This window comes from uncultured Faecalibacterium sp. (genome assembly GCF_900066275.1).
GTDB lineage: Bacteria > Bacillota > Clostridia > Oscillospirales > Ruminococcaceae > Faecalibacterium > Faecalibacterium taiwanense.
Window position 1 is genome coordinate 65,778 of record NZ_FMFG01000006.1, and the last position, 12,692, is coordinate 78,469.

General features: G+C 52.9%; 11 protein-coding genes. All 11 read left to right on the forward strand.

Translation table 11 applies throughout. The features are described 5' to 3' along the window. Positions 1-658 (forward strand): PHP domain-containing protein (locus QZL71_RS04010; protein WP_294647868.1); only part of this gene is annotated, 658 nt, incomplete at its 5' end. Positions 659-749: 91 nt separating this feature from the next. Further along, on the forward strand, positions 750-1,013 hold the full coding sequence (locus QZL71_RS04015) for a TIGR03905 family TSCPD domain-containing protein (RefSeq protein ID WP_005937268.1): 264 nt from the start codon (positions 750-752) through the stop codon (positions 1,011-1,013). 140 nt (positions 1,014-1,153) lie between these two features. Continuing rightward, on the forward strand, positions 1,154-3,454 hold the full coding sequence (locus QZL71_RS04020; RefSeq protein ID WP_294647869.1) for an ATP-dependent Clp protease ATP-binding subunit: 2,301 nt from the start codon (positions 1,154-1,156) through the stop codon (positions 3,452-3,454). 187 nt (positions 3,455-3,641) lie between these two features. Next, positions 3,642-4,637, forward strand: a complete 996-nt coding sequence (locus tag QZL71_RS04025; protein WP_120079174.1) for a diacylglycerol/lipid kinase family protein — start codon at positions 3,642-3,644, stop codon at positions 4,635-4,637. A 253-nt stretch (positions 4,638-4,890) separates the two neighbouring features. Then, complete coding sequence (locus tag QZL71_RS04030) at positions 4,891-5,178, forward strand: co-chaperone GroES (protein ID WP_005937287.1); 288 nt, start codon at positions 4,891-4,893, stop codon at positions 5,176-5,178. 52 nt (positions 5,179-5,230) lie between these two features. Further along, entirely contained in the window at positions 5,231-6,865 is a 1,635-nt protein-coding gene (groL, locus tag QZL71_RS04035) for a chaperonin GroEL (RefSeq protein WP_294647872.1), read from the forward strand. Positions 6,866-7,169: 304 nt separating this feature from the next. Then, positions 7,170-10,400: a helicase-related protein gene (locus QZL71_RS04040; protein WP_294647873.1), complete on the forward strand. Its 3,231-nt coding sequence runs from the start codon at positions 7,170-7,172 to the stop codon at positions 10,398-10,400. 19 nt (positions 10,401-10,419) lie between these two features. Continuing rightward, on the forward strand, positions 10,420-11,070 hold the full coding sequence (locus tag QZL71_RS04045; RefSeq protein ID WP_294647876.1) for a DUF4391 domain-containing protein: 651 nt from the start codon (positions 10,420-10,422) through the stop codon (positions 11,068-11,070). 2 nt (positions 11,071-11,072) lie between these two features. Further along, positions 11,073-11,666 (forward strand): toll/interleukin-1 receptor domain-containing protein, encoded by a 594-nt coding sequence (locus QZL71_RS04050; protein WP_294647878.1) that lies wholly within the window; start codon positions 11,073-11,075, stop codon positions 11,664-11,666. 11 nt (positions 11,667-11,677) lie between these two features. Beyond that, positions 11,678-12,139 carry a hypothetical protein gene (locus tag QZL71_RS04055; RefSeq protein WP_294647881.1) on the forward strand — a complete coding sequence of 154 codons (462 nt, stop codon included), beginning with the start codon at positions 11,678-11,680 and terminating at the stop codon, positions 12,137-12,139. Position 12,140: 1 nt separating this feature from the next. Further along, positions 12,141-12,689 carry a TIR domain-containing protein gene (locus QZL71_RS04060; RefSeq protein WP_294647883.1) on the forward strand — a complete coding sequence of 183 codons (549 nt, stop codon included), beginning with the start codon at positions 12,141-12,143 and terminating at the stop codon, positions 12,687-12,689. Positions 12,690-12,692 lie beyond the last annotated feature (3 nt).

A 12,692-nucleotide genomic window follows, 5' to 3' on the forward strand; every position in this document is an offset into this window, starting at 1 on the left:
TGACCATGAGCATAAGCATCGCGTGCACCTGCTGTGCTACTTCCCGGACCCGGAAAGCCGGGAACTGAAGGAGCACTGCGACATCCTGCGCCAGCGCCGCAACGAGTGCGGCCTGCAAAGCGCAAAGGAGATCGAAGCGCTGTACCCGCAGTTCCGCACGGAACAGGCGCTGGAATACGCAAAGGACAGCGGTGTGCTGTTCAAAAGCGGCATTATGGAAGCGTTGCACCAGCTGGGGTTGTGCGATGCTGTGTACGGCAAGCTGTACAGTTATCTCTTTGGCTGGGAGCCGCGCGGCGTGGTGCTGCATCAGGTAAAATATCCCTCGGTGCAGGAAGTAATCGCCACGGCGAAAGCTGCCGGTGCGGTGCTGGTATTTGCACACCCGACCGTTTACAAGAGCATGCCGCTGGTGCGTCAGCTGGCCAAAGAGGGCATCATCGACGGCATTGAGGTGGAGCACCCCCGCAACAGCCCGGAGGACAGGGCCGAGTGTGCTGCTCTGTGTGAGCAGTATGGGCTGATCCATACCGGCGGTACGGACTTCCACGGTGCAAACCACAAGGTGCCGCACCCGGTGGGTACCTGTACCACGGCGGACGATCAGGTGGCCCGCATTCTGGAGCTGGCCCACAAGCGCCGCGGTATTGATGTGTGACCCGGTCACATTGACATTCCGGCACGCTGCTCTATAATAGAAGCAGACGATCTTCGTCGGGATTTCTGTCAAAAAGAGAGGATTTTGAACTATGAGCAAGGAATTCAGCTTCCCGAACAGCGGCACCTGTTCCAAGCAGACCAACTTTGTGCTGAACGATGACCACACCATTGCGTCCATGGAGGTCATTGGCGGCTGCAACGGCAACCTGAAGGGCATCTGCCGTCTGGTCAAGGGCATGAAGGCCGAAGATGTGATCGACCGCATGGAGGGCACGCTCTGCGGTTTCCGCAATACCAGCTGCCCGGATCAGATCGCCAAGAACCTGAAAAAGGCTCTGGCCGAAATGGACTGAAAAAATCAAACAGCGAAGGGGGAGATGCCTGCGGGTATCTCCTTTTTGTTTTCCCATCCCGACAGAAAGAGATGTTTTTTTTCTGTGCTTCGGGGCTATACTTCTTGTGAAAACGAATTTCATCAGCAAGGAGCGGGCAAATGAGTATTTGGGAAAAACTTGGCTTTGGCGGGTACAAGGGCTTTTCGCACGAGTCGGATCAGCTGCTGCGCAGTGCGGTGGAGCTTGCCGGGAACCTTGGCTGCGAAAAAGCCGATACCGGCCACCTGCTGCTGGCGATCCTGCAGCAGGATCACGGGGCGGCAGCACGGTTTCTGGAGGGCAAGCAGATCCGGGAACCGGAGGTGCGCCGTCAGCTGGCCGAGAGCCGCCGCGCACCGGCTTTGCATCTGGACCGCTACGCTCTTGCGCCGGACCTCAAGCGTACCATGGATTACGCCATCATCGGGGCACAGAACGCGCACCTGAACCGGGCCGAGCCGGAACATCTGCTCTGCGCCATGCTGGAGGATGACGGCTGCACAGCAGGCATCCTGCTGGCATCCATGGGCGTGCAGCTCACAGATGCCGTGCGGGAATGCCGCCAGCTGTCCGGGCAGTTCGTACTGCCGTATCAGATGCGGACCACGGTCAGTGCGCCGCGCGGCAGCCGCGCCAGTGATAAGTACTGCCGGGATCTGACCCGCCGTGCTGCGGAACGGGAACTGGACCCGGTGTTCTGCCGGGAAGCAGAGCTGGACCGCATGGTGGAGATCTTATGCCGCCGTCAGAAGAACAACCCCTGCCTTGTGGGGGAGCCGGGCGTGGGCAAGACCGCCCTTGCCGAAGGACTGGCCCAGCGCATTGCCACGGATCGTGTGCCCCGTGCGCTCAAGGGCCGCCGTCTGCTGGCACTGGATATGGCCAGCCTTGTGGCGGGCACCAAATACCGCGGTGACTTTGAGGAGCGGTTCAAGAACCTGCTGGAAGAGCTGGTGCGGGACGGCAACTCCATCCTGTTCGTGGACGAGTTCCACACCATCGTGGGTGCCGGTGCGGCGGAGGGCGCCATCGATGCAGCCAGCATCTTAAAACCGGTGCTGGCCCGGGGCGAGATACAAATTATCGGCGCTACCACTACCGAAGAGTTCCGCACCCACATCCAGAAGGATGCCGCACTGGAACGCCGTTTCGGCAAGGTGCAGGTAGAGGAGCCTACGCCTGCGCAGGCGCTGGATATCCTCAACGGGCTTGCGCCGCGCTATGAGAGCTACCACAATGTCTGCCTTCCGCCGGAAGCGCTGCAGGCTGCGGTGGAGCTTTCGGTGCGGTATCTGCCGGGGCGCTTTCTGCCGGATAAGGCCATCGACCTTGTGGACGAAGCCTGTGCGGCGGCACGCATCCGGGCCGAGCAGGCAAAGCAGTCAAAGCCCACGCTGATGCCGGACGATATCGCCCATGTGGTGGCGCAGGCCAGCGGTGTGCCGGTGGAGCGGGTAGGTGAGCAGGAGCGGGAACGGCTGGACAAGCTGGAAGAACGTCTCAACGCCGAGATCGTGGGCCAGAGCCGGGCTGTGGCTGCGGTGGCAGGTGCCATCCGGCGCAGCCGCACCGGTCTTGGCGAGCCGGGCCGGCCCATGGGTGCCATGCTGTTTCTTGGCCCCACGGGAGTGGGCAAAACGGCTCTTGCCCGGGCGCTGGCGGTCAGCTGGTTCGGCAGCGAAAAAGCCCTGCTCAAATTTGATATGTCGGAGTATCAGGAGCAGCACACCGCTGCCCGGCTGCTGGGTGCGCCGCCGGGCTATCTGGGCCATGACGAGGGCGGACAGCTGACCGAAGCAGTGCGCCGCCGCCCTTACAGTGTGGTGCTGTTTGACGAGATCGAAAAGGCACACCCGGACATTCAGAACATCCTTTTGCAGATACTGGAAGATGGCCAGCTGACCGATGCCATGGGCCGCAAGGCGGATTTCCGCAACACCATCGTACTGCTCACCTCAAACCTCGGCGCACGTTTTTTGGCGGGTCAGAGCACGCCGCTGGGCTTTGCGGCGGGCAGCGAAGCCGTGTTTGAAAAGCAGTCTGCGCAGGCCATTGAGGAGGCAAAAAAGTGGTTCCGGCCAGAGCTGGCAGGCCGTCTGGACGAGATGATCGTATTCCGTCCGCTGGCCGACGACAGCCTGTGCGCCATTGCCGAAAAAATGCTGTGCCAGCTGGAGCAGCGTGCCGCCCGCAGCGGCTACCAGCTGCATCACACACCGCGGGTAGGGCAGGCGCTGGCAGCAAAGGCCCGCTCTGCCTACGGGGCCAGAGAACTGCGCCGCGCAGTGGACAGGGCAGTGGAGCAGGCACTTGCGGATCAGATCGCATCCGGCACGGCCTGCGTGGGCCAGCACTGGACAGCGGACTGCTCGGCGGATGGTGCTATCGTCCTGCGGGAGGACGAAACCGCAACACTGTAAAGCATCTGAAGCTCAAAAGGACCGCCCTGAGTTACAAGACCCGGGGCGGTATTTTTTTGTCTGCAGGGGGGAGCGGAGACGTCCGCTCCTTTTTTGTGCGTACGGGGCAGGGACATTGTGAGATTGGCTCTTGCATCCTTTTGGTTTTCTGTTATCATAGAAGCAACAGAATTGCAGGAGGAAGTCCATGCGCACATTATTTCTTTTGAACCCAACTGCCGGTAAGGCTGATTGCACCCGTACGCTGCCGCAGCAGATCAATGCTGCCGCCGCGCGTGCAGGGCTTGCGCCGGAAGAATATGCCATTCAGGTCACAAATCACGCCGGTCATGCCCGGGAGCTGGCCAATGCCGCTGCGCAGCAGGCCCGGCAGAGCGGGGAAGAACTGCGGGTCTTCACTGCCGGCGGCGACGGCACCTTCAACGAAGCGCTCACCGGGATCTATGGCTATGCAAATGCAGCCGTGGGCTGTCTGCCCTTTGGCAGCGGCAACGATTTTCTGCGCACCTTTGGTACAAAGGAAGAGTTTCTGGATCTGGATGCCCAGCTGGCCGGTGGGCCGGTGAGCATCGATCTGATGCAGACCAGCCTTGGCCTTTCGGCCACCATCTGCGCTGCCGGTCTGGATGCGCAGGTTGCCTACGGCATCCCGAAGTTCCGGCGCATCCCGCTGTGCGGCGGCGAGATGGCCTATGTGCTTTCCATTGTGGAACAGCTGTGCGGACACATCGGCCGCAGGGTGGAGTACACCATCGATGGTGAAACGCTGGATGTGGACTGCCTGATGTGTGCCATCTGCAATGGCCGCACCTATGGCGGCGGTTTCTGTGCAGCGCCGGAAGCACAGCCCGACGATGGCTGGCTGGATGTATATATCATCCGCAAGGTGAGCCGCGTGACCATTGCAAAGCTGCTGGGAATGTACAAGAGCGGCAAGCACTTCCAGAACGGTCAGCTCGTCAGGGCTGCAGAGCCGTATTTCATTTACCGCCGCGCAAAGCAGGTGAGCCTGCGCGCTGCGGATGGCCGCGGGCCGATCGTTGCCACGGCAGACGGCGAATGCGCACCCAAGGAGCAGATCACTGTACAGGTACAGCCGCTGGCAGGGCGCATCCTTCTGCCAAAGCCTGCTTTTGAGCGCTTTGCAGCGCAGAGGACGGCACAGAGTGCAGACCGAACATGAAAAACCAGAAGAAGAGACAGCTTTTTTGTCCAAGAAGAAAGCTGTCTCTTTTTCGCTGTACGGCTGATTTTTTCATCTGTCATAAATTCTTAACAAAAAGAAGCAAAAAAGGTCTTGATTTTTTGGGTCAAGATGAGTACAATACACTTAGCACTCAGAGAAATTGAGTGCTAAAGAACCAAAGAGCCGACACGAGGCCCTTTGGACACAGCAAAGTTTTAAATTATATTTTTACTATAGGAGGGCAAGAACTATGAAGATCATTCCTCTTGCAGACCGTGTTGTCATTAAGGCTGTTGAGGTTGAGGAGACCACCAAGGGCGGTCTGATCCTGACCGGCAGTGCTAAGGAAAAGCCCCAGGTGGCTGAGGTCATCGCTGTCGGCCCCGGCGGCGTTGTGGACGGCAAGGAAGTCAAGATGACTGTGAAGGTCGGCGACAAGGTCCTCACCAGCAAGTACTCCGGTACCGAGGTCAAGGTGGACGGCGAAGAGTGCACCATCGTCCGTCAGGGCGATATCCTGGCAGTCGTTGAGGACTGAGCAGTTTCCCCTCTGATATTTGAAAATTGAGCTTTAAAGGAGCGATTTGATTATGGCTAAGCAGATCAAGCAGGGCGAGGATGCCCGCAAGGCACTGTGTGCCGGTATCGATACCCTGGCAAACACCGTTAAGATCACCCTGGGCCCCAAGGGCCGCAATGTGGTGCTGGGCAAAAAGTTCGGTGCACCGGTCATCACCAACGATGGCGTGACCATTGCCAAGGAGATCGAGCTGAAGGACGAGTTCGAGAACATGGGCGCACAGCTGGTGCGTGAAGTCGCTACCAAGACCAACGACGCAGCAGGCGACGGCACCACCACCGCAACCGTTCTGGCACAGGCCATGGTCACCGAGGGCATGAAGAATGTCACCGCCGGTGCAAACCCCATGGATATCCGCCGTGGCATGAGCAAGGCTGTTGCCAAGGCTGTTGAGACCATCAAGGCTCACAGCCAGAAGGTGAAGGACAGCAACGATATCGCCCGCGTCGGCGCTATTTCTGCAGGCGACCCCGAGATCGGCCGTCTGATCGCCGAGGCTATGGAGAAGGTCACCTCCGATGGCGTTATCACCATTGAGGAGAACAAGACCACCGCTGAGACCTACAACGAGATCGTGGAAGGCATGCAGTTCGACCGCGGCTACCTTACCCCGTATATGGTCACCGATACCGACAAGATGGTGGCTGATCTGGACAATGCCGCTATCCTGATCACCGATAAGAAGATCAGCGTGATTCAGGATCTGGTTCCCCTGCTGGAGCAGGTCATGCAGAATGGTATGAAGCTGCTGATCGTGGCTGAGGATATCGAGGGCGAGGCTCTGTCCACTCTGATCGTCAACCGCCTGCGCGGCACCCTGAACGTCTGCGCTGTCAAGGCTCCCGGCTTTGGCGACCGCCGCAAGGAAATGCTGCAGGATATCGCAACCCTGACCGGCGGCACCGTGGTCTCCTCCGATCTGGGCTATGAGCTGAAGGATGCTACCGTCCAGATGCTGGGCCATGCCCGTCAGGTGAAGGTCTCCAAGGAGAACACCACCATCGTTGGCGGTGCAGGCGATAAGGATGCCATCGCAGCCCGCATCGCTCAGATCCGCAGCCAGATCGAGGCCGCTACCAGCGATTTCGACCGTGAAAAGCTGCAGGAGCGTCTGGCAAAGCTGGCTGGCGGCGTGGCCGTCATCAAGGTCGGCGCTGCTACCGAAGTTGAGATGAAGGACAAGAAGCTGCGCATCGAGGATGCTCTGAACGCAACCAAGGCTGCTGTTCAGGAAGGTGTTGTTGCCGGCGGCGGCACTGCTCCTATCAATGCGATCCCCGCTGTGCGTGAGCTGTGCGACACGCTGGAAGGCGACGAGCGCACCGGTGCCAAGATCGTTCTGAAGGCTCTGGAAGCTCCTCTGCGCCAGATCGCTAAGAATGCCGGTCTGGAAGGCAGTGTCATCATCGACAAGATCATCTCTGCCAACAAGCCCAACTACGGCTTTGATGCTCAGAACGAGGTCTTTGTGGACGATATGATCGCTGCTGGCATCGTTGACCCCACCAAGGTCACCCGTTCCGCTCTGGAGAACGCAGCCTCCGTCGCTGAGATGGTGCTGACCACCGAAAGCCTGGTCGCTGATCTGCCGGAACCCCCTGCTGCACCCGCTGCTGCAGGCGGTGACATGGGCGGCATGTACTAATAACAGCCTAAAAACCGCATGAATCCTTGATTTTTGGAGCGCGCAAAAGCGGATTTACGCCAAACTTACGCCACTTACGCCAAAAATCAAAGCGCACTATAGGGTAACAAAATCGGCACTCGCTGAAAAGCGGGTGCCGATTTTTTGTGTCACGAAAAGCTGATGGATGCTGCACGCTACACACCGTCAGCTTTTTCGTTTACAGGGGAAAAAGTGGGTGGTATAATAGAAATAGAGTTTTGTAAGAGTGCTTTCATAGTCAAGGCTATAAAAAATACGGATAAGCATAAAGCCGGTGGATGATATGAAAATTCTGGATAACATCACCAATACCGTTCGAGATGATTTACGGGTCGAGATCAAAAAAGGTAGCAGGGTGTCTATTGCGGCAGCCTGCTTTTCGATGTATGCCTATAAAGAGCTAAAGAAGCAGCTGGAAACCATAGACGAGTTTGAATTTATCTTTACATCCCCCACGTTTGTGAAAGAAAAGGCTGAAAAGCAGAAGCGGGAGTTCTACATTCCCCGCATTTCTCGTGAAACGAGCCTTTACGGTACAGAGTTTGAAATCAAACTGCGCAATGAGATGACCCAGAGAGCCATCGCAAAGGAGTGTGCAGACTGGATCAGAAGGAAGGCTACGTTCAAATCGAACACCACCGGTGAAAATATGGCTGGCTTTATGACTGTGGATTCCGGCACAGCACAGACCGCCTATATGCCGATTGGCGGATTTACGACAGTTGATATTGGCTGTGAGCGCGGAAATAACAGCTACAATATGGTCAACTGCATAGAGGCACCGTTCGCACAGCAGTACATGAGGTTGTTCGATACCCTATGGAACGACCGGGACAAAATGCAGGATGTCACGGATGTGGTTCTGGAAAACATCAGCACGGCTTATGCAGAAAATTCCCCGGAGTTCATCTACTTTATGACGCTGTATCATGTGTTCAGCGAGTTTTTGGACGACATCTCAGAAGACGAACTGCCGAATGAGGCAACCGGCTTCAAGCAGAGCAAGATCTGGAGTCTGCTGTACGACTTCCAGAAGGATGCGGTGCTTGCCATCATCAATAAGCTGGAAAAGTACAACGGCTGCATCCTTGCGGACAGTGTTGGCCTTGGCAAGACCTTTACCGCACTGGCAGTCGTAAAGTATTATGAGAATCGAAACAAGTCGGTTCTGGTGCTGTGTCCCAAAAAGCTGGCGGAAAACTGGAATACCTATAAGGACAACTATGTGAACAACCCGATTGCATCGGATCGGCTGAATTATGATGTCCTGTTCCATACAGACCTGTCCAGAAGCGGCGGAAAGTCGAATGGCCTCGACCTGGATCGCCTGAACTGGGGCAACTATGATCTGGTCGTCATTGATGAATCGCACAATTTCCGTAATGGAATCGGAACTCATAGCAAGACGCAGGACAATCGTTACCAGCGGCTGATGGATAAGGTGATCCGTGCCGGAGTTAAGACCAAGGTGCTGATGCTTTCGGCAACGCCTGTCAATAACCGCTTTGTTGACTTGAAAAATCAGCTGGCCCTTGCCTATGAGGGAAACTCCGAATATCTGGATGAAAGGCTGAACACCTCAAAGAGCATTGAAGACATCTTTAAGCAGGCGCAAAAAGCCTTTAACGCATGGAGCAAACTGAAACCAGAAGAGAGAACCACGGATGCGCTGCTGCGGACGTTGGATTTCGACTTCTTCGAGCTGTTGGACAGTGTTACCATCGCACGTTCTCGGAAGCATATCGAGAAGTACTACAACACCAACGCTATCGGAAAGTTCCCAGAGCGGTTGAAGCCGATTTCCGTCCGTCCATGCCTGACAGACCTGAATAATGCTATCAACTACAATGAGATTTACGAGCAGCTGATACAGTTGAGCTTGTGCGTCTATATGCCCTCCAACTATATCTTCGCAAGTAAGATCCAGAAATATCAGGAGCTGACGCACAATAAGGGAGAGAATCTGACCCAGAGAGGCCGTGAGCAGGGCATTTGCAGGTTGATGAGTATTAACCTGCTGAAACGGTTGGAAAGCTCTGTACATTCGTTCCAGCTGACCCTGATGCGCATCAAGAAACTGATTGATGGTACGATTCAGTCCATTGACCAGTTTGAACGCTCCGGCCACGCTGATCTGGATATATACGACGTGGCCGGAGACGATTTTGACATGGACGATGAAAACACTGACTTTTTCACCGTCGGCAAAAAAGTCAAAATCGACCTTGCGGATATGGACTGGAAGAGCTGGCGTACGGAGCTTCGGAAAGATGCAGAAATTCTGGAGCTGTTGACCTTTATGGTGGCAGATATCACGCCGCAGCATGACACAAAGCTGCAAGAACTGTTCCAGCTGCTGTCTGAAAAAATTGAGCACCCGATCAATGCCGGCAACAGAAAAGTGCTGATTTTCTCTGCATTTTCGGATACGGCAGAGTACCTTTTTGACAATGTGAGTGCGTTTGTAAAGCAGAAATATGGGCTGAATACCGCTGTAATTACCGGCTCGATTGACGGACGTACCACGATCAAAGGCTTCAAGGCAACACTCAACAACGTGCTGACCTGCTTCTCTCCCATTTCCAAAGACCGGGATGTTTTGATGCCCGGTAGTGCCACGGAAATTGATGTGCTGATTGCGACAGACTGCATTTCTGAAGGTCAGAACTTGCAGGACTGCGATTATCTGATCAACTATGACATTCACTGGAACCCGGTACGCATTATCCAGCGTTTTGGACGAATCGACCGTATCGGCAGCAGAAACCAGTACATCCAGCTTGTGAATTTCTGGCCTGATCTGACGCTGGACGATTACATCAACCTGAAATCCCGTGTGGAGACCCGCATGAAAATCACCGTTATGACCTCCACCGGCGATGATGACCTTATCAACCCCGAAGAAAAGGGCGATTTGGAGTACCGCAAGGCACAGTTGAAACGCTTGCAGGAAGAGGTCGTTGACATCGAGGATATGTCGGACGGCATCTCCATTATGGATCTGGGACTGAACGAGTTCCGGCTCGACCTACTGGATTACATCAAGCACAACGGTGATTTGGACAAGAAGCCTCGTGGACTTCATGCAGTGGTTCCGGCTACGGATGAACTGCCGGAGGGTGTGATTTTCGTGCTGAAAAACATCAATAACAGCGTCAATGTGGACAATCGAAATCGAATCCATCCGTTCTACATGGTTTACATCGGCATGGATGGGCAGATCATCTGCGACTATCTGAACCCAAAAAAAATGCTGGATGATATCCGGCTGTTGTGCCGTGGAAAGTCTGAGCCAATTAAGGAGGTGTACGAACGCTTCAATCGGGAAACAGATGATGGAAAGGACATGGCAGAAATGTCCGAATTGCTGAGTGAAGCCATTGACTCGATCATTGATGTCAAAGAAGAAAGCGACATCGACAGCCTGTTCTCTGCGGGCGGAACAACGGCATTGCTCAGTCAGGTGTCCGGACTGGATGATTTTGAATTGATTTGCTTTCTTGTTGTAAAATGAACGCACAGAGGTGAAAAACGTGCTGGACTTGCCTGTGTCTACCGAGTTTAATAAACGCATCCCTAAGCAGAAGTTCTATGAGAATATCGCTGTCACCCCGGCTATGAAGAAAGCCTTTGTCGAGCAGATCAGGATCATCTACTGGCGCAATAAGATTGCGACCACTACCCTGAATCTGGCTGCTGGCGAGCAGGTGATGGAGATCGAGGTGTTCGAGGTACGGCTGTCTGCCCCGGAGCTGGACGAAAGTGTGCTGCGCCAGATCGACCGGGAAATTCCGTATCACATCCTCTTTTTGCTGGAATACGAGGGCAAGTATCGTGCTGTCATCGGCTACAAGGAGGTTGTGGTGGGCAAGACGGCCTTTAAGGTTGACCGCTATTATTCTACAGACTGGCTGGACAAAGACGATCTGCCGGTGCATCTGGAAGGGCTTACGCTGGATGCTGTATACGAGAACTTTGTCCGTCAGATTGCAGGCGATGTTCTGGTTGAAGAAAATGGCACTACGCTGAAAGAAAGCATTGAGCAGCAGAAGCAGCGTGAGCAGCTGGAAAAGCAGATTGCAGTACTGGAAGCTAAAATCCGTAAGGAAAAGCAGCCGAGGAAGAAATTTGAGATGGTGCAAAAGCTGAATGGCATGAAAGGTGAACAGGAAAGGAAGAAATAAAAATGAAGCGAATTTTGGAAAGTGGTCAATTCTCAAATTATAGAGAGGGGGTAAGTCTGGATTCTGCATCTATGGAGGTTGCGAACCTTTACAAATCATATTTTGGAAAAACGACAGTATTTATTTCCCATAAACACGATGATCTTGAGGACTTAAGTGGTCTCATTGGTTTTTTGGAGAAGAACTACAATGTCAAAGCTTACATTGACAGCAAAGATTCTTCTATGCCAAGTGTGACTTCTGGTGTGACGGCATTAAAAATAAAAGAGCGCATTCGTCAATGCGATAAATTTATTCTTCTTGCAACGGATGGAGCAGTGGAATCAAAATGGTGCAATTGGGAACTTGGATATGGAGATTCTCAGAAGTTTAGTAGTAAAGATATCGCCATATTACCGTTAAAACGGAAAGGATATAGTGATTCTTCCTATAAGGGAAATGAGTACATGCAGATATATCCATATATCGCTTATTATGACGGAACGGAATTTTATAGAGATAGAACCCCAGTACAAAGGGGCTATTATGTTGTGACTGAAGACGAAAAAGGAAATCGTACAATAAATCCTCTTAGAGACTGGCTGAATAATCATTGAGGAACGAAATAATGGATACTGAAACTGAGCTGGAAGTAAATGAAAAAACAAGGCATGAAGACAAGGTCGTACATCTTCAGATGATACAGGGTGTCATTGATCGTATGTCAACATCAGCAGCAATTTACAAAGGATTTGCAGCAACTATTGTGACAGGGATAGCAGCGATTTCCTTTACAGAGGTGAGCGCATGGATATTATTGATTGCGTTCCTTCCAGTAATCTGCTTTCTGGTGATGGATACATACTATCTCAAATTAGAAAAGCAGTATCGGATTCTGTACGAAAAGATACGGAATGAAAAAATCGTTCCAGATTTTTCTTTAGATTCAAGATGTTCAAATACGGAACTTTATGATGCAAACGCAACATGGCTTAAATGTTTACAATCCCCAAGCATTTGGATGTTCTATGTTCCCATTATTGCCATTGGAGTGGTAATAGTATCGTTAAAATTTGCAGGAGTGATTTGATATGGCGAAACGGCAGGTATTTTTTAGCTTTCACTACAACAATGACAACTGGCGGGTTGCTCAAGTTCGTAATATGGGAGTTGTGGAAGACCAAGAAACATTCTCCGATAACAGTTGGGAGAAAGTACGATTAAGAAGCGATGCGGCAATTAAAAATTGGATTGATAATCAGCTTTCTATGCGTTCATGTGTTGTTGTATTGATTGGAAGTGAAACTGCTTCGCGCAAATGGGTTCAATATGAAATCGAACAGGGCTGGAAACGTGGCAAAGGCGTTGTAGGGATTTATATACATAATCTCAAAGATCGTTTTGGCTGCCAAGACGATAAAGGGAAAAATCCATTTGAGGACTTTTACATTGATAAGGCGATAAACGGTATCTGGAAGAGAACGACTCCATTAGATACAGATAGCGTTAAGATGCAGGATGTCTGTAAAGCATACGATTCTGGATTTTATTATAGCGAAAATGTATATAACCATATAAAGAACCATATTCAGGATTGGATTGAGGAAGCTATCGAAATAAGAAATCGTTATCCAAAATAAGGA

Excerpts from the sequence above, each read along its gene's own strand:
- QZL71_RS04015 (WP_005937268.1), top strand. The coding sequence starts at position 750 with ATGAGCAAGGAATTCAGCTTCCCGAACAGCGGCACCTGTTCCAAGCAG.
- QZL71_RS04020 (WP_294647869.1), top strand. The coding sequence starts at position 1,154 with ATGAGTATTTGGGAAAAACTTGGCTTTGGCGGGTACAAGGGCTTTTCG.
- QZL71_RS04025 (WP_120079174.1), top strand. The coding sequence starts at position 3,642 with ATGCGCACATTATTTCTTTTGAACCCAACTGCCGGTAAGGCTGATTGC.
- QZL71_RS04030 (WP_005937287.1), top strand. The coding sequence starts at position 4,891 with ATGAAGATCATTCCTCTTGCAGACCGTGTTGTCATTAAGGCTGTTGAG.
- groL (WP_294647872.1), top strand. The coding sequence starts at position 5,231 with ATGGCTAAGCAGATCAAGCAGGGCGAGGATGCCCGCAAGGCACTGTGT.
- QZL71_RS04040 (WP_294647873.1), top strand. The coding sequence starts at position 7,170 with ATGAAAATTCTGGATAACATCACCAATACCGTTCGAGATGATTTACGG.
- QZL71_RS04050 (WP_294647878.1), top strand. The coding sequence starts at position 11,073 with ATGAAGCGAATTTTGGAAAGTGGTCAATTCTCAAATTATAGAGAGGGG.
- QZL71_RS04055 (WP_294647881.1), top strand. The coding sequence starts at position 11,678 with ATGGATACTGAAACTGAGCTGGAAGTAAATGAAAAAACAAGGCATGAA.
- QZL71_RS04060 (WP_294647883.1), top strand. The coding sequence starts at position 12,141 with ATGGCGAAACGGCAGGTATTTTTTAGCTTTCACTACAACAATGACAAC.